16 protein-coding genes are annotated in these 16,103 nt (G+C 63.9%); 10 read left to right on the top strand and 6 right to left on the bottom strand.

Annotated elements, in window-relative coordinates; all coding sequences use genetic code 11:
• The first annotated feature begins 5 nt into the window (after nucleotides 1-5).
• The 4 genes from ACODNH_RS10170 to leuS all read left to right on the top strand — a co-directional run bounded on the left by ACODNH_RS10170 (nucleotide 6) and on the right by leuS (nucleotide 6,850).
• Nucleotides 6-1,562 carry an ABC transporter ATP-binding protein gene (locus ACODNH_RS10170; RefSeq protein WP_306709931.1) on the top strand — a complete coding sequence of 519 codons (1,557 nt, stop codon included), beginning with the start codon at nucleotides 6-8 and terminating at the stop codon, nucleotides 1,560-1,562.
• Nucleotides 1,559-2,839: an ABC transporter permease gene (locus ACODNH_RS10165; RefSeq protein ID WP_306709929.1), complete on the top strand. Its 1,281-nt coding sequence runs from the start codon at nucleotides 1,559-1,561 to the stop codon at nucleotides 2,837-2,839. Before ACODNH_RS10170 ends, ACODNH_RS10165 begins: the two co-directional genes overlap by 4 nt.
• 10 nt (nucleotides 2,840-2,849) lie before the next feature.
• Entirely contained in the window at nucleotides 2,850-3,896 is a 1,047-nt protein-coding gene (locus ACODNH_RS10160) for an ABC transporter permease (RefSeq protein ID WP_306710475.1), read from the top strand.
• A gap of 275 nt (nucleotides 3,897-4,171) precedes the next feature.
• Nucleotides 4,172-6,850 (top strand): leucine--tRNA ligase, encoded by a 2,679-nt coding sequence (gene leuS, locus ACODNH_RS10155; RefSeq protein ID WP_306709927.1) that lies wholly within the window; start codon nucleotides 4,172-4,174, stop codon nucleotides 6,848-6,850.
• Here the strand turns inward: leuS and ACODNH_RS10150 are convergent, their stop codons facing one another.
• Entirely contained in the window at nucleotides 6,851-7,300 is a 450-nt protein-coding gene (locus tag ACODNH_RS10150; protein ID WP_306709925.1) for a GIY-YIG nuclease family protein, read from the bottom strand.
• Nucleotides 7,301-7,308: 8 nt separating this feature from the next.
• Nucleotides 7,309-7,599 (bottom strand): hypothetical protein, encoded by a 291-nt coding sequence (locus ACODNH_RS10145; protein WP_306709923.1) that lies wholly within the window; start codon nucleotides 7,597-7,599, stop codon nucleotides 7,309-7,311.
• A gap of 90 nt (nucleotides 7,600-7,689) precedes the next feature.
• Here ACODNH_RS10145 and ACODNH_RS10140 point away from each other — a divergent pair, with 90 nt between their 5' ends.
• The 3 genes from ACODNH_RS10140 to ACODNH_RS10130 all read left to right on the top strand — a co-directional run bounded on the left by ACODNH_RS10140 (nucleotide 7,690) and on the right by ACODNH_RS10130 (nucleotide 9,077).
• Nucleotides 7,690-8,322, top strand: coding sequence for a rhomboid family intramembrane serine protease (locus ACODNH_RS10140; protein ID WP_306710473.1), 633 nt, complete (start codon nucleotides 7,690-7,692; stop codon nucleotides 8,320-8,322).
• A gap of 136 nt (nucleotides 8,323-8,458) precedes the next feature.
• Nucleotides 8,459-8,626 (top strand): hypothetical protein, encoded by a 168-nt coding sequence (locus ACODNH_RS10135; RefSeq protein ID WP_306709921.1) that lies wholly within the window; start codon nucleotides 8,459-8,461, stop codon nucleotides 8,624-8,626.
• Nucleotides 8,627-8,771: 145 nt separating this feature from the next.
• The gene (locus ACODNH_RS10130; RefSeq protein WP_306709919.1) at nucleotides 8,772-9,077 is read left to right on the top strand and encodes a hypothetical protein; all 306 of its coding nucleotides are present in this window, start codon (nucleotides 8,772-8,774) and stop codon (nucleotides 9,075-9,077) included.
• A 95-nt stretch (nucleotides 9,078-9,172) separates the two neighbouring features.
• Here ACODNH_RS10130 and ACODNH_RS10125 read toward each other — a convergent pair whose 3' ends face one another.
• Nucleotides 9,173-9,910 carry a ribonuclease H-like domain-containing protein gene (locus ACODNH_RS10125; protein WP_306709917.1) on the bottom strand — a complete coding sequence of 246 codons (738 nt, stop codon included), beginning with the start codon at nucleotides 9,908-9,910 and terminating at the stop codon, nucleotides 9,173-9,175.
• Nucleotides 9,911-10,296: 386 nt separating this feature from the next.
• Between ACODNH_RS10125 and ACODNH_RS10120 the strand changes: the two genes are divergently transcribed.
• Nucleotides 10,297-10,671: a universal stress protein gene (locus ACODNH_RS10120; RefSeq protein ID WP_306709915.1), complete on the top strand. Its 375-nt coding sequence runs from the start codon at nucleotides 10,297-10,299 to the stop codon at nucleotides 10,669-10,671.
• Here the strand turns inward: ACODNH_RS10120 and ACODNH_RS10115 are convergent.
• The 3 genes from ACODNH_RS10115 to ACODNH_RS10105 are packed head-to-tail and all read right to left on the bottom strand — an operon-like array spanning nucleotide 10,668 to nucleotide 12,525.
• Nucleotides 10,668-11,396, bottom strand: a complete 729-nt coding sequence (locus tag ACODNH_RS10115; RefSeq protein WP_434531324.1) for a ParA family protein — start codon at nucleotides 11,394-11,396, stop codon at nucleotides 10,668-10,670. The two genes, ACODNH_RS10120 and ACODNH_RS10115, sit on opposite strands and share 4 nt — an antisense overlap.
• Nucleotides 11,397-11,438: 42 nt before the next feature.
• A complete protein-coding gene (locus tag ACODNH_RS10110; protein ID WP_306709911.1) occupies nucleotides 11,439-11,867 on the bottom strand; it encodes an HIT family protein in 429 nt (142 codons plus the stop codon).
• 34 nt (nucleotides 11,868-11,901) lie between these two features.
• Nucleotides 11,902-12,525, bottom strand: coding sequence for a uracil-DNA glycosylase (locus ACODNH_RS10105; RefSeq protein ID WP_306709908.1), 624 nt, complete (start codon nucleotides 12,523-12,525; stop codon nucleotides 11,902-11,904).
• Between the two features lie 100 nt (nucleotides 12,526-12,625).
• On the opposite strand from ACODNH_RS10105, the gene ACODNH_RS10100 reads away from it, so the two are divergent.
• Nucleotides 12,626-12,796: a DUF4177 domain-containing protein gene (locus ACODNH_RS10100; protein ID WP_306709906.1), complete on the top strand. Its 171-nt coding sequence runs from the start codon at nucleotides 12,626-12,628 to the stop codon at nucleotides 12,794-12,796.
• Between the two features lie 82 nt (nucleotides 12,797-12,878).
• Entirely contained in the window at nucleotides 12,879-16,103 is a 3,225-nt protein-coding gene (gene ileS, locus ACODNH_RS10095) for an isoleucine--tRNA ligase (protein ID WP_434531323.1), read from the top strand.

Genomic DNA, 16,103 nt, shown 5'->3' with positions numbered 1-16,103 from the left:
AGAGTATGGAACAGGCCGTCCACCTCGATGGTATTACAAAGCGGTTTCCGGGGGTAGTCGCGAATGACGATGTCGATCTGGCGGTCGAGAAGGGGACGGTTCACGCACTGCTCGGCGAGAACGGTGCGGGCAAAACCACCCTGATGAACGTCCTCTACGGGCTCTACCAGCCCACCGAGGGGACGGTCAACGTGCACGGCGAGACACAGCAGTTCGACTCGCCGCGCGACGCCATCGACGAAGGTGTCGGCATGATCCACCAGCACTTCATGCTGGTCGATCCGATGACCGTCACCGAGAACATCACGCTTGGGAACGAGCCCCGCAAGTGGCTTGGACTCACAGTTGACAGCGAACAGTCCCGAAAACAGGTCCGTGAACTCTCCGAACGGTATGGGTTCGACGTGGACCCCGACGCCCGCATCGAAGATGTCGGTGTCGGTGTCCAGCAGCGCGTCGAAATCCTCAAAGCGCTCTACCGTGGCGCAGATGTCCTGATTCTTGACGAACCGACGGCAGTACTCACACCACAGGAAGTCGAAGACCTCTTTCGCGTGCTGGAAGAGCTGACCGACCAGGGCAAGACGATTATCTTCATCACGCACAAGCTCGGCGAGGCGATGGAGGCTGCTGATGAAATCACTGTCCTGCGCGAGGGGAAAAACGTCGGGACCGTGCCGGCCGGCGACATCACTCGGGAAGAACTGGCCGAGATGATGGTCGGTCGGGAAGTCCTGCTGGACCTCGACCGGGACCCAGCCGAGCCGGGCCGGTCTATCCTTGAGGTTTCGGACCTCGTTGTGGAGGACGACCGGGGCGTCCGCGCAGTTGACGGGATTTCGCTTGACGTCCGGGCCGGCGAGGTACTCGGCATCGCCGGCGTCGATGGGAACGGCCAGTCGGAACTGGTCGAGGCGATTACCGGGCTCCAGATGCCCGACGAGGGAACGATCATGTACGACGACGTTGACCGGACCACCGACAGCCGCCGGGAACGAATCGAGTCCGGGCTCGCCTACATCCCGGAAGACCGACAGGAGCGTGGACTGGTGATGGACTTTAATCTCGTCGAGAACGGCCTGCTGGGGAGCCAGCACGCGGCCGACTACACTTCGAACGGGCGCATCGACTGGAATCACACGCGCGACCACGCGGAAGAAATTATCGAAGAGTACGACGTTCGGCCACCGGATGCCAACGCCCACGCCAAGTCCCTTTCCGGCGGGAACCAGCAGAAGTTCGTCGTCGGTCGGGAGTTCGCGCGGGACCCGCGTCTCGTCGTTGCCTCCCACCCCACTCGCGGTGTGGACGTGGGGTCGATGGAGTTCATCCATGACCAGATCAACGCGCTCCGAGAGGCGGGCCGGGCCGTGTTGCTCATCTCCTCAAATCTTGATGAGGTCCAGTCGCTTTCCGACCGCCTCGCTGTCGTCTACGAGGGAGAGATTGTCGATATCGTGGATCCAGAGCGTGTGACCGAAGAACAGCTCGGGCTGTTGATGGCCGGGCAGCAACCTGACGCCGTCCCGACCATCGCGGCGAACGGGGAGGGCGATCAATGAGCGATAGCGGCCCGTCGCGGAACGGCGACGACCCGCCGACATCGGACTCAAACGACCGGTGGTCACAGTACCGACAGCGCCTCATCAGGCTGGGCCAGACCTCAGTCGGCGAGCGGATTCTCATCGCTGTCTCGGCGCTGTTGCTCTCTCTCGTTGTCGGGACGGTTATCGTCACTGCCGCGGGGCTGATGGCGACGTGTCGGTCGCCGGTGCTCACCTTCGGTTCCACGACGCTGTGTTACGACCCGTTCTACGTGTTCAACCGGCTGTTCCTCGGCGCACTGGGCGATCCCTTTGCCGGCAGCTGGTCGCCGCTGAACGCGCAGTTCGCGGCGACGCTACGCGAGACGACGATACTGGTGTTTACCGGCCTTTCGGTAGCCTTAGCGTTCCGTGCGGGCATCTTCAACATCGGGACGCAGGGCCAGCTTATCATCGGCGCACTGGCAGCCGCACTGACAGTGCTGTGGGCCGGCTCGCTGGTCTCTGGGACGATCGCGCTCATCCTGTTTATTCCGCTCGGGCTGCTTGCTGGCGCAATCGGCGGCGGCCTCTACGGTGCGATACCCGGCGCTCTGAAAGCCTACGCCGACGCGAACGAGGTCATTACAACTATCATGCTCAATTTCGTCGCTGTTCGGGTAACGCTGTATCTCGTCCGAAACCACTTCGCCGACCCGACGAGCCAGGCGACACAGACCCCGACCCTGCCCGTCGAGGGACAGTTCCCATCGATCCTGTTCGACCCGCGGACGGACTTCTCGTTGCTCGCACTCCTGATAGCACTCGCATTCGTCGGCGGCGTCTACTACCTGCTCGAACACACGGCCTTCGGCTACGACCTGCGGACCGCCGGTATCCAGCCCGCGGCCGCGGAGTACGGCGGCGTCGACTCCGCCCGGACTATCCTGACCTCGCTCACGCTGTCGGGCGCACTGGGCGGCATCGGCGGGGCCGTATTCGTGATGATGACCCTCGGAAAGTTCCAGACTGGCATTCCGAGCTACGGCTTCGACGGGATCACCGTCTCTATCCTTGCCGGCAACAATCCGATCGGGGCCGTCTTCGCCGCGCTGCTCTTTGGCGTCCTCAAGTCCGGCTCGAACGTGGTGGCGTTTGCGACCAATGTGCCGCCACAGCTCGTCGGCGTCCTCCGTGGACTGATAATCCTGTTCGTCGCGATGCCGGAATTCTTCCGTATCATCGGCCGGCGGCTCGCGACGCGTGAGCCAGACAGTCCGGCCGCCGCGACCGCGGGAGGTGGTGCTGATGACTAACGACAGCGCTATCGATCGACTTCGCTCGGCTTCAAGTCGGGTCCTCATCGCCGCCGCAGCGTTCCTCACACTGGCTGTGCTTGCCGGATTCGGACTCTTTGCGCCGGCGTCGACGCCCGGGCAGATATTCTGGGTGCTGGCCTCGAAATCGACGCTGTCCTCGACACTGCGGCTCTCGGTTCCGATCGTGCTGGCCGCGCTGGGTGGCATCTTCGCCGAGAAGAGCGGTATCATCAACATCGGGCTCGAGGGGCTGCTCATCATCTCAGCCTTCGCAGCCATCTTCGGAGCCGACGCCACCGGTTCGCTGTGGCTCGGGTTCCTCGTCGGCATCGTCGCGTCGACGCTCCTCGCGGGCGTATTCGCCGTCGTCTGCATCGAGTTCCGCGCTGATCAGATTATCGCCGGGCTGGCCGTCTGGCTCATTGCACTCGGACTCGCGCCGTTCGCCTCGCAGGTGTTCTACGGTGGGCCAAACACCAGTAGCGTCGGTACTTTCGACACGATCACGGTCCCGACGCTGGCCGAGATTCCGTTCTTCGGCGCACTGTTCGACGCCTCGCCCGCCGTCTACATTATGTTCCTCGCCGTGGCGGCGTCGTGGTACGTCCTGAACCGAACCACGTTCGGCCGCTGGGTCCGGGCCGCCGGCGAGAACCCGAAAGCGCTCGACACCGCCGGTGTCGACGTGTCTCGCGTCCGATACGCCGCCGTGCTCCTCTCCGGCGTCCTCTCGGGGATGGGCGGGGCCGCGCTGGCGATCAACATTGGCCAGTTCACCGGCAACGGCCCGACGATGGTCAACGGCAAGGGGTTCATCGCCATCGTCGCATATCTGTTCGGCAACTACAACCCGGTCGGCGCATTGCTGTCGACCACGCTGTTTGCCGGCCTTGATGCCGTCCAGTTGCGTCTTCAGACGGCCGATGTCATCGCTGTCCCCGATTCGCTGGTCCAGACCATTCCGTTCGTCGCCGTCATCGTCGTGCTCGCTCTGGTGGGCAAGACGCGGCTGCCCGAAGCCGCCGGTGACCACTACGAGTCTGGCGAGGAATGAACTAGGAACAATCTTTTCTGGGCTTGTTTCTGCCCGCAGTAGTGGATCAAATTTGAACAGCCAGAAAGCCCCGGTTGCTGAACTCGGGGGCGGTTCGAAAGACGCAAAGCGTCTTTCGTCATCACGAGAGAGCTTCGCTCTCTCGAACGACAGCGAGGCGCGGGAGCCGAGACAGCAGGGGCTTTCTGGCTGTACACAGGAGCAGTCCAATCGGGACCAGCCGCCTTCCCTAGCCGAACACTGATGTGCGCGGCAAGCACAGGACGAGATAATAAATGTCGCGCCGATATGACCACGCTCGGGTTCAGGAGTACTGGCAGCAGGCCTGGGAGCGGGAGGACGTTTTCGAGTGCCCGACCGACGCTGCGGATCCGACGTACGTGCTGGGAATGTTTCCCTACACCTCCGGCTCGTTGCATATGGGGCACATCAGAAATTACGCCATTACGGACGCGTATGCTCGGTACCGGCGGATGGCCGGCGACGATGTCCTTCACCCGATGGGGTGGGACGCGTTCGGCCTGCCGGCGGAGAACGCGGCCTACAAACGGGACACTGACCCAGAATCCTGGACCCGGACGTGTATCGACCAGATGGAAGATGATCTCCAGGAGATGGGCTTTGGCTACGACTGGTCCCGGGAAATCACTACCTGTGACCCAGAATACTACCAGTGGAACCAGTGGCTGTTCACCCAGTTCTACGACGAGGGGCTGGTCGACTACGGCGCGGCGACGGTGAACTGGTGTCCGGACTGTGAGACAGTGCTTGCTGACGCGCAGGTCGAAACGCCGCCGGAAGCCGACGAAGGCGGGACGACCGCCAGCACCGGCCACAGCCACACCCAGGGCGGCGGCGTCTGCTGGCGCTGTGGAACAGCTGTCGAGCAGCGCGACCTCGACCAGTGGTTTTTCGCCATCACCGACTACGCCGAGGAGCTGTATCACGGGCTGGACGACCTCGAGGGGTGGCCCGACGGCGTTCGGGACAGTCAGCGTAACTGGATTGGTCGACAAGAGGGCGCGCGCGTCGCTTTCTCAGTCAGCCACGACGACCACGACACCGTTGAGGCGTTCACGACGCGACTCGACACGGTGTACGGCGCGACGTATCTGGCGCTGTCGCCGGGCCACGACCTCGCACGTGCGCTGGCAGACGAAGACGACGATGTCGCCGAGTACGTGGATTCGGTGGCGAGCACGGACGACGCCGGGATGAGCGGTGTCGAGACGGACCTCACTGCAACCCACCCCTACACCGGCGAGGAACTGCCGGTGTACGTCGCGGCCTACGTCCTTGACGATGTGGGCACGGGCGCGGTCATGGGCGTGCCGGCCCACAACGAGCAGGACCACGCCTTCGCCGACGAACACGACCTGCCCGTCAAGCAGGCCGTCGAACCGGTCGACGGCAGCGGGACGGATCTGCCACACGCGCCCTACACCGGTGACGGGATGCTCACGAACAGCGGCGAGTACGACGGCCTCGCCAGTTCCGCCGCCCGCGAGCGCCTACGCGAGGACGAGGCCACCGAGTCCGCGGTGACCTATCGCCTGCGGGACTGGCTCATCTCCCGCCAGCGCTACTGGGGGACGCCGATTCCCATCGTCCACTGCGACGACTGCGGCCACGTCCCGGTTCCGGAAGAAGACCTCCCGGTGGAACTGCCCGATTACGTCCAGACGACGGGGAACCCGCTCGACGCGGCCGACGAGTGGAAGCAGACGACCTGCCCTGACTGCGGGGCCGACGCGGTGCGGGAGACGGACACGATGGATACCTTCGTCGACTCCTCGTGGTACTTTCTCAGATACCTGTCTCCACACTTCGAAGATGCTCCCTTCGACCAGGAAACTGCCGACGAGTGGCTCCCGGTCGACGTGTACGTCGGCGGCGAGGAACACGCTGTCCTCCACCTCCTTTATATCCGCTTCTTCACCCGCGCCCTGTCGGATATCGGTCTGCTCGACCGCGAGGAGCCGGTCGAGCGGCTCATCAATCAGGGGACGGTGCTCCACAGCGGCGAGAAGATGTCCAAATCGAAGGGCAACGACATCGCGCCCCACGAGTACGGGGCCGAGACGACGCGGCTGTTCGTCCTCTCGGCGGCCCATCCCTCGCAGGACTTCGAGTGGACCGTGAAGGACGTCTCGACGGCCTACGACTTCCAGCAGACGCTGTATCGCCTTGTCACGGAATACACTGACCGAACGGAGACCAGGACTGAGAGCACCGACCACGACGCGTATCTGGAGCGGGAAATTGACCGGACCATCGTAGCGGTCACCGAGGAGTACGACCGCTTTCGCTTCCATCGCGTCATCGGCGAGATACAGCGCTTTGCCCGGCTACTTGGGCGCTACGCGGGCTACGACCGCCCGTACCAGTTCGCCTACAGCCGGGGCCTGCGGGTGCTCGCCGGCTTAGTCGCGCCTATCGCGCCGTTTCTCGCCGAGGAGATGTGGCAACTGCTCGACGAGGACGGTCTCGTCGCCGAGAGTCGGTGGCCGGAACCGCTCCGGGACGTGGACGACTACCGCATCGAGCGGCAGGTCGTTCGGCGAACGATCGACGACGTGCGCGAGATCACGGAGGTCGTCGACATCGACGAACCGAACGAGATCGAACTCGTCGTCGCCGCCGACTGGAAGTACCGGGCCTACGAGATCGCCCGCGAGTCCGACCCCGACGACGCCATCGTCGGTGAAATCATGGCTGACGAAGCGATCAAACAGCACGGCGACACAGCCGCCGATTTCGCCGACCGGTTGGCCGACCGCGGGGCGGGACTCGAACCAATTATCGACGGCGAGCGCGAACTCGACACGCTCCAGCAGGCCGCGTGGCTGTTCGAAGACGAGTTCGCCTGTGACGTCGTCGTCCGGCGGGCCACGCCCGACGACGACCTCGCAGCCAAAGCGCGACCGAACAAGCCCGCGATTCACATCTCCTGACTACTCGGTCGCGGCTGCTGCCCCCTCTTGGGCGGCCTCGTGGGCATCAGTCACCGCATCGACCAGTTTCTCCCGCTGCTCGTGGTGTATCAGGTGCGAACGACAGTCACAATCAGAACAGCCGAAGGCGTCGATACCCTCGAACCCCGCCGCTGTCGGCCCGTCGATCTGCTTGGCGACGGCGCATTCGATATCGGCCTCGGTTGTGACGACCCGGTCGACGGTCGTCGCCACGTCACCGAGCAGGTAGTCGATGTGCCAGTGCCGGGTGTCGTTGTCGCCGGCAGCGACTGCGCGGTGGCGGTCGATGCGGCCGAAGCCGCCGCTACCCAGCGCGCTCCCGGTGTAGGCGTACCAGCCTGCCGGGAACGTGATTTCACCAAGCGCCCCGACTGCAATCGGCCCGCTGGTGCCCCGTTCGAGAACCAGCGTGTAGGTTCCGCCAGGCATGCGCCCCCTCAGGTCCCGACATCCGGGTCGGCGGCAAGTTCGCCGAACCCATCGATACGGAACGCTCGGGAGTCGGTGCAGTCCTCATTCTCGGCGGCGAGTTCGCCGATGACCCAGTTGAACTGGCGGTCGAACCCGTCGTAAGGCGCGTCCGCGAGCAGGCCGGTGACGCGGTCGCTCGTCAGGTCCTCGTCGTACTCCTCGGCGAAGTCGGCGATGTTCTCGGCGGCCGTCTGTGCGATTTTGTCGTCGGTCTCGTCTGCGAACGCCGCAGTGAGGGCGTTGGTCAGTTCGGACATACACGACATAACGCGACGATGCCACGTATGCGTTCTGAAACGGAGGGCTGTCCGAGCGTTTCTTGTGTCGAGAGCGACAATATCGGCACGATGAAGCCGCTGCGACAAAGCCCGACCGTGGTCACGCTGGCCGTCATCGTTGCTGTGTTCCTCGCACAGCAGGCCGCCGGCGTCGTGACCGCCCCGCGGAGCCTGTTCGCCCTCTCCCCGCCGCTGTTCAGTCGCCCTTGGACGCTTATCACCAGCGTGTACGCACATGCTGGCCTGTCGCATCTCCTCGCAAACGCTGTCGGATTGGCGCTCGCCGGCGTCGTCCTCGAACGCCGGACGTCGCCGCTCCGATTCCACACCTTCTTCGTCTCGACCGGCGCGCTCGCCGGCGTCTCGCAGGTTTCGATTACCAGCCTTGTCGGCCCGCATGTTCCCGGGATGGTCAGCCACGTCTCCGTCCTCGGGGCCAGCGGCGCGGTGTTTGCGCTCTTTGGATATCTGCTCGCCGCAAACCGTTTGACGGACACTGTCATCGGCGGGTTCGAACTCGCACCGCGTGTTCAGTTGGCACTGGCTGGCGTTGTCGCCGCGGCGATCACGCTCGCCACCGCGAACCCCGGCGTCGCGCTCATCGCACACTTCACCGGCCTCTTGCTTGGGTTCCTCGCCGGGCGCGTCCACCTGCTGCGGCCGACGGACTCGCCACAGACTCCCGAGGCCCCGAACTACTGAACCTGGCCGCTTCCGTTTTCGGCCGATTCACCACATTGAACGACTGGTTGCGTCGCTGCTGCGGGACGACGGTGAAGACGTGGTTCCACCCTGTAGGAGCCTGGTAACAATATGTATTGAGTGCGTAGCTCGATGTATGTGGAAAAGTGACACAGAAACGGCCGACCCACCGCTCGGGAAGTGTCCAGCCTGTGACGTGACGATTCCCGCAGCGAACCTCGTCATTGCGTACGACAGGGCCGGCGACTGGCCGCGGATGCTCGCCGCGTGCCCGGATTGTGAGGACGCCGTGAATCCAGTGTAATTCCTGTCACAAAATGACAGTACCTGTGGACATGAATACACATAGACACGCTGGCGCAGTCGTCTATCTGTGTAGTGACCACCGATTAGGTGCGGTATACTGTTGGTTTGATTAATGATACCGAGGCCAGACAGGGGGAGTGAGGGTGGGGTCATCGAGCAGCGATAGTCCTCCGCTACCCCACCAGGGCGACACCGACAGATTTCGACTGGCGGACCCCAGTCGATATCTCAACGCACTTGCGTTCGCCGCCCGCGGGGTCTGGACCGTGACACTCGTCAGTGTCCGACCGTTTGCGTTCTGGGGTGCGGTATTGCTGCCGTTGCTGTATCTCCCATCGCTCTACGGCATCGGTACGGGGCAGGATACGTCGCTGGTCATCGAACTCGTTGCCTGGCACGTGGCTTCTATCGTCCTCGGCCACGGGTACACGCCGTTCTGGAGTCGATAGCGCGGCAATACTCTCGCTACCACTCTACGGCTGTCAACCGCCGCCCCGCTCCACCTGAAACAATGGGGGTGTGGTGACGATTCACGCTCTCGCCATCAGCCGACAAAAACCTGATCGTCAAGCCTCTCGGTGGCGGTTTCTGCCAATTTCTTGAGGTTCACCGTATCCTCACGGTTGTATGATACCAGTGTTTCGAGTGCACCATCTCTGCCCTGCTCGTGTTCCCGCCAGAGTCGCACCGCGTCTTGGCCCGAGATGTCTGGCCGGTCCCGCTCGATACCGATGTCCTGCTCGACCTGTTTGAGCCCGCCGGAGAGTCCGATCTTCTTGCAGGTGTACATCAGGTCCAGATGCGGGCGGTTGAGGTCGACGTCGAAGTTCGCTTCGAGGAAGGGCACGTCGAAGCGCTTGCCGTTGAACGTCACCAGCAAGTCCGCACCGTCGAACGCGGCCCGAAGGTTCTCGGCAGTCAGGTCGTCACCGGCGATGAGTGTCTGTGTTTCCCCGTCCTGATGGAGGCTCACTGTCGTCACCTGATTGTGGTCTTGGTCGAGCCCGGTCGTCTCAATGTCGAAGAAACAGGCCCGCTCGCGGAAGGTCTCGTACAGCCGCCAGCGCTCGCTGCTGGGAAACGCATGGTCGAAGTAGGTAACGTCGGTCTCGGCCACCCGCTCGCGCCCCTCGTCGATGAACTGCTGGATCCGGTCGCCGCGCTGGCCGCCGACGACGGACGGTTCGAATTCGTCCCAGTGGGTGACGCCCTGCTCCCAGATGGACTGCTCGGTCTTTTCCCCGACGCCGTCGGTACCGATGAAACTGTTCTCGACGCGCACGCTCTCGGGTACAGGTTGGGCTGTATGTAAGCCCGTCGGTGCGCGTGACAGACGACCGGTACGTCATGTTCCACCCGTCCTAATGTCCACACATCGGAAGGATGCTGTCGTACACTGATTGACTTTCCACGGAGACGACGACTGTGCTATCGCAGCTATCACACACTGATTGGGGCCGGTCGAACGTCCGCTCACAGAACGGACAGACGAACCGTATCGGGTCCGGGGTTTCGGATAGGGTCATGGCTTCGCAAGGAGTCCCGTATATGAGTAGCCACTCACTATGTGTATGCTACGCCCCCGAGTCTGTTGCTACCTGTATAGTTGTCCTTGGTGCGTTGCTGACGAACGAAAGCCCGAAGCCGAGCGACGCCGCAGAGTCGTCCATGACGACGTTTCTGCTCGCCACAAGCTCGGTTCACGTCACCGCGGCCGCCGCTGACTACCTCCAGCACCGGCTCGACCCGGCAGGTGATGACGACATTGTCGTGGTCGCCGTCCGCGACCCCGATGCCCCATCACGTGACGCGGGTGACGCCGTCAACGTCGCCCGCTCGCGGCTCGCGCCGTTTATGCCCGCAACGGAGACACGGGAAGGCGAGCCCGTGACGGAAATACTGGCGGCTGTCGCCGAGCACGACCCGGACGAACTCCTCATCGGCCCACATCGCGGTTCCGACGATAGTGACGGTGTCGGGTCGACGGCCCGAAACCTCCTCGCCCGCGTTGACCGCCCCGTCATCGTCCTCCCGCTTCCCTAGCGGGAGAACAGGCTGTCGTCCTCGAAGGTCAGACCGAGGTCGATATCGAGCAGGTCCTCGGCCAGTGCGGCGACAGTCGGGGCAACATCGGTATCCGGGTCCGTCACAAGAGGTCTATGCGCACTCGTCTCGATGTGTGGGACCGTATGTGCTGCATCCTCGACGGATTCGTCGGTATCGCCGTGCACGCGGGTGGCAACAATGGCTGATGCCGGCGCTCCGATGTCACGGAGTCGGCCCTGCTGTCGCGGAAGCAGGTCGCTACCGCGCTGGCTGGCCGGCACCACGAGCGCCCGCCGCTGTGCGGTTGTTGCAGCGGCGACGGCCTGATTCGACGCGATTGGTGGCACATCGAGCAGGACGTGGTCGAACCGGTCGGCTAGCTCCTCGATAGCCTGTTCGAGCGTCTGTGCGTTCTCGGCTGACTTCGCGCGAGCGAGGCGCTCGAACGGCGCGTGGGTCGGACAGAGCGCGACCCGCCCGTCGGCGTCGATACTCCACTCGAACAGCGCGTCGTCGACCGGAACGTCGCCGACGGCCACCGCAGTCACGTCGGCGTCAAGTCGCCCATCGACGTATGTTGCCAGCCCCTGTGTGCCAAAGGCTGCGTCGACGACAGCGACGGACCGTCCACCCCGGGCCAGCGTCGCCGCCGTCTCGACTGTCAATCTTGTCGTTCCAGCCCCACCGGTACACCCGACGAACGCGAGCGTCGAAACCCCCATGCGTCGCTGTTGGCGTATCTTTCGATAAAAAGATGCGGAATTTTACGCTTGCTCGGCGACGATATCCGACTCGATGTCGTCCAGTTCGTCATCGGAGAGGTCAGGGCGGTCATTGACCAGCACGTGAACCGGGCGGCCGCCGTCGTCCTCGAACCGCGGGATAATGTGGCCATGGACGTGGGGGACCTCCTGACCGGCCACTTCGCCATTGTTGAACGCGACCGTGCTGGCGGGGGCGTCGACGGCCGCCTCGATGGCGGGGACGAGTTCGTGCAGGGTCGACATGACCGCACTCGCCACATCGGCGGGCGTGTCGTTCAACCGCTCGTGGTGGTCCTTCGGGATAACGAGCGTATGTCCCGGCGAAAGGGGATTGGCGTCCAGAAACGCCAGCACGGTGTCGTCCTCGTAGACGGTGCGGCCGGGGATGTCGCCGGCAACGATCTGACAGAAAATGCAGTCCTCGCTCATAGTCGTCCCTGCGTCCGGCGGTCACAAGAAGGTTCTAGGTGTCGGCGACGCGCGCGACCGTCTCAGCGATGGCGTCGACGTACCCCCCGTAGTCGTAGCCCAGCCGCGAGAGCCAGACTTCCTGATACGACGGGTGGAGCAGCGGGACCACGGGCACGCACAGAGCCTCGCTTTGCCGCGGGTCGAGCACGCTGTCGAGGAAGCTGTCAAGGCTGTTGTCGTCCAGCGCCAGTACCGTCTTCGTCGCGTGTTTTCCAGTCGTCACGACCGCCGCCGGCTCGACCGTCTCGACCTCTCTGACGAGGTAGGGCCGGCAGTTCGCCAGCTCCGTCTCGGTCGGGTCGCGGTTCCCTGGCGGATGGCACTTCACCGCGTTGGTGTAGTAGCAGTCGTCGTGGCCGAACCCGGCGTCGGCGAGCACTGCCCGGATTTTCCGCCCGGATCGCCGCGAGGTGTAGGCCATGCCGGTCAGGTTGCCACCCTGCCAGTGCTCGGCCTCGGGGTCCCCCTCGGCAGGGGCTTCGCCAACGACGACGAGGTCGGCTGACAGCGGGCCGTTGCCCCACGAGATACAGGTCCGACTGTCGGCGAGTTCGGGGCAGCGCCGACAGCCCTCAGCGAGGGCGTTTCGCTTCGCTCCATCGGGGAACTTTGGCACATGCGACGTGAGGGCTGTGCGTGGCAAATCGGTGGCGGTCAGCGCATGCGCCGCCCCGGAGCCCAAGACATTTGCTGGTGGCCGCTGTCACGACGCCTGTATGCCCTCCTACGAATACAAGACGCTCGATATCGACACCGGGATGTTCGGAAGCAGTAGCGTCCCGACAGACGAACTGAACGACCTCGGCGCGGACGGCTGGGAAGTTGTCGCACCGATAACCGAAAACAGCGGGCAGACAGCCGGGTTACTGCTCCAGCGCGAGCGCTGACCAGCGCCACATTGGGGCCGTACCGTCCGAACGGCACACACATAACCGATTGTCCTTTATTGGAGGCGGCGAATGTGCCGGTATGGAACGTTTCGCCGCTGTCGACGACCAGTACAACCCCGACGCCGTCGAGGACGGCGTCTTCGAGTACTGGGACGATGTCGACGCCTACGAGCAGACGAAGGCCCACCGGGCCGACGGCGAGGACTACTTCTTCGTTGACGGGCCGCCCTACACCTCCGGCGCGGCCCACATGGGGACGACGTGGAACAAGACCCTGAAGGACTGTTACATCCGCTACCTGCGGATGCAGGGCTACAACGTCACTGACCGGCCGGGCTATGACATGCATGGCCTCCCCATCGAGACGAAAGTCGAGGAGCGCCTCGACTTCGAGAACAAGAAAGACATCGAGCAGTTCGGTGAGGAGAACTTCATCGAGGAGTGCAAAGACTTCGCCGAAGAGCAACTCGAAGGCCTCCAGACGGACTTTCAGGACTTCGGTGTCTGGATGGACTGGGACGAGCCGTACAAGACGGTCAACCCAGAGTACATGGAGGCCGCTTGGTGGGGCTTCCAGCAGGCTCACGAGCGCGACCTCGTCGAGCAGGGCCAGCGCTCCATCAACCAGTGTCCACGGTGTGAGACCGGGATCGCCAACAACGAGGTCGAGTACCATGACGTGAGCAAGCCGTCGATTTACGTGAAGTTCCCCTTGAGCGACACGGAGGGCAGTCTGGTCATCTGGACGACGACCCCGTGGACTATCGTCGCCAACACCTTCGTCGCCGCCGACGGCGACCTCGAATACGTGGGCGTCGACGCCGAGAAAGACGGCGACACCGAACGCCTCTATCTCGCCGAAGCCTGCGTCGAGGACGTGTTGAAGGCCGGCCGGTACGACGACTACGAGGTCGTCGAGACGCTGTCCGGCGAGGAGATGGTCGGCTGGGAGTACGACCACCCGCTGGCCGAGGAAGTGCCGGACCACGCACAGGGTGAAGGCTCCGGGCAGGTGTACACCGCCGACTACGTTGAGGCCGACCGCACTGGTCTCGTCCACTCCGCGCCTGGCCACGGTGAGGAGGACTTCGAACGCGGCCAGGAACTTGACCTCGAAATATTCTGTCCGGTCGGCTCAGACGGCGTCTACACCGACGCCGCGGGCAAGTACGCCGGCACCTTCGTCCGCGACGCCAACGATGATGTCATCGATGACCTCGACGACAAGGGCGTCCTGCTCTCCAGCGAGGAAGGCCACACCGTCCGCGAGGGGCAGTGCTGGCGCTGTGACACCGACATCGTCCGCATCGTCACCGACCAGTGGTTCATCACAGTGACCGACATCAAGGACGAACTGCTGGCGAACATCGAGGACAGCGAGTGGTACCCACAGTGGGCCCGCGACAACCGCTTCCGTGACTTCGTCGAGGACGCGCCGGACTGGAACGTCTCGCGACAGCGCTACTGGGGCATTCCGATTCCGATCTGGCTTCCTGAAGACTGGAGCGGTGACATGGACGACGCCATCGTCGTCGGCGACCGCGAGGAGCTCGCCGAGCGGGTCGAGCAAGAAATCGACCCCGAGAGCGTCGACCTGCACAAGGGCACGGTCGACGACCTCACCATCACCGAGGACGGCACGACCTACACCCGCGTCGGCGACGTGTTCGACGTGTGGCTTGACTCCTCCGTCGCGACGTGGGGGACCGTCAACTACCCCGAGCAGACCGAGGACTTCGATGAACTGTGGCCCGCCGACCTCATCATGGAGGCCCACGACCAGACCCGCGGGTGGTTCTGGTCCCAGCTGGGCATGAGTACCGCCGCAACCGGTGAAATCCCGTACAAGCAGGTGCTGATGCACGGCTACGCCAACATGCCCGACGGCCGCGGCATGTCCAAGTCGAAGGGCGTCCTCATCGACCCCCATGAGGTCATCGAGAAGCACGGCCGCGACCCGATGCGACTGTTCCTGCTGTCGGTGACCGCGCAGGGCGAGGACATGAACTTCTCGTGGGAGGAGACCGCCGAGATGCAGCGCCGGCTGAACATCCTCTGGAACGTCGCCCGGTTCCCGCTGCCGTACATGCGCGCCGACGACTTCGACCCCGAGGAAACGACGGTCGAGGACGTCCGCGACGATCTCGAACTCGTCGACGAGTGGGTGCTTTCCAGACTCCAGAGCGTGACCGAGGCGATGACCGACTCGATGGACGACTTCGAGAACGACAAAGCGGTCGACGAACTGCTCGAGTTCGTTGTCGAGGACGTCTCCCGCTTCTACATTCAGGTCGTCCGCGAGCGGATGTGGGAAGAGGAGGACAGCGCCTCGAAGCAGGCGGCCTACGCCACCCTCTACCGTGTGCTCGAATCCGTGGCCGCGCTGTTTGCCCCGTTCACGCCGTTCGTGGCCGAGCAAGTGTACGGTGCGCTCACCGGTGACGCCGGCCACCCGACGGTCCACATGTGCGACTGGCCAGAGGTCGACGCCGACCTTCACGACCCCGCGCTCGAACGCGAGATCGAGGTCGTCCGCGAGGTCGAGGAAGCGGGCTCGAACGCCCGTCAGCAGGCCGAACGTAAACTCCGCTGGCCCGTCACTCGTGTCATCGTCGATGTGGACAGCGACGACGTGGCCGATGCGGTCCGCGCTCAGGAAGCAATCATCGCCGACCGACTCAACGCCCGCGCCGTTGAGGTCGTCGGCGCTGACAACGAGTGGGGCGAACTCCAGTACTCCGCCGAGGCCGACATGAGCGAACTCGGCCCGGCCTTCGGCGATGACGCCGGCCGTGTGATGAACGCGCTCAACGAGGCCCGCGTCACCGAGCAGTCACTCGATACCCTCGAAGGCACAGTGAGCGACGCGCTCGACGAGGATATCGCCCTCACCGAGGAGATGGTGGAGTTCCGCCGCGAGACGCCCGACGGCGTCACCGGAACAGAGTTCACCGCACTCGACGGCGGCGGCGTCGTCTACGCTGACACCACGCTCACCGAGGACATCGAGAGCGAGGGGTACGCCCGCGAGGTCATCCGCCGGGTGCAGGAGATGCGCAAGGACCTCGAACTGGACATCGAGGAGCGCATTGTCGTGGATCTGGCTATCGACGACGAGCGCGTCGATTCGCTGGTCCGCGAGCACGAAGCCCTGATTAAAGAGGAGGTCCGGGCTGATGAACTCGCCGGCGTCAAGGACGGCCACCGCAAGACGTGGGACGTCGAAGGAACTGATATGGAGATTGCGATTGCGCCGTGCGAGGCCGACCAGCGAGAGGCCTCGGAACAGGCGAGCGGCGACTAA

It is taken from the genome of Haloarcula sp. NS06, from assembly GCF_051122755.1.
Taxonomy (GTDB): domain Archaea; phylum Halobacteriota; class Halobacteria; order Halobacteriales; family Haloarculaceae; genus Haloarcula.
This window is presented reverse-complemented; position numbering and strand designations above follow the sequence as displayed.

What these genes read in the sequence shown, in the direction of transcription:
- ACODNH_RS10170 (WP_306709931.1), top strand. Translation starts at nt 6, where the DNA reads ATGGAACAGGCCGTCCACCTCGATGGTATTACAAAGCGGTTTCCGGGG.
- ACODNH_RS10165 (WP_306709929.1), top strand. Translation starts at nt 1,559, where the DNA reads ATGAGCGATAGCGGCCCGTCGCGGAACGGCGACGACCCGCCGACATCG.
- leuS (WP_306709927.1), top strand. Translation starts at nt 4,172, where the DNA reads ATGTCGCGCCGATATGACCACGCTCGGGTTCAGGAGTACTGGCAGCAG.
- ACODNH_RS10150 (WP_306709925.1), bottom strand. Translation starts at nt 7,300, where the DNA reads ATGCCTGGCGGAACCTACACGCTGGTTCTCGAACGGGGCACCAGCGGG.
- ACODNH_RS10145 (WP_306709923.1), bottom strand. Translation starts at nt 7,599, where the DNA reads ATGTCCGAACTGACCAACGCCCTCACTGCGGCGTTCGCAGACGAGACC.
- ACODNH_RS10140 (WP_306710473.1), top strand. Translation starts at nt 7,690, where the DNA reads ATGAAGCCGCTGCGACAAAGCCCGACCGTGGTCACGCTGGCCGTCATC.
- ACODNH_RS10135 (WP_306709921.1), top strand. Translation starts at nt 8,459, where the DNA reads ATGTGGAAAAGTGACACAGAAACGGCCGACCCACCGCTCGGGAAGTGT.
- ACODNH_RS10120 (WP_306709915.1), top strand. Translation starts at nt 10,297, where the DNA reads ATGACGACGTTTCTGCTCGCCACAAGCTCGGTTCACGTCACCGCGGCC.
- ACODNH_RS10115 (WP_434531324.1), bottom strand. Translation starts at nt 11,396, where the DNA reads ATGGGGGTTTCGACGCTCGCGTTCGTCGGGTGTACCGGTGGGGCTGGA.
- ACODNH_RS10110 (WP_306709911.1), bottom strand. Translation starts at nt 11,867, where the DNA reads ATGAGCGAGGACTGCATTTTCTGTCAGATCGTTGCCGGCGACATCCCC.
- ACODNH_RS10100 (WP_306709906.1), top strand. Translation starts at nt 12,626, where the DNA reads ATGCCCTCCTACGAATACAAGACGCTCGATATCGACACCGGGATGTTC.
- ileS (WP_434531323.1), top strand. Translation starts at nt 12,879, where the DNA reads ATGGAACGTTTCGCCGCTGTCGACGACCAGTACAACCCCGACGCCGTC.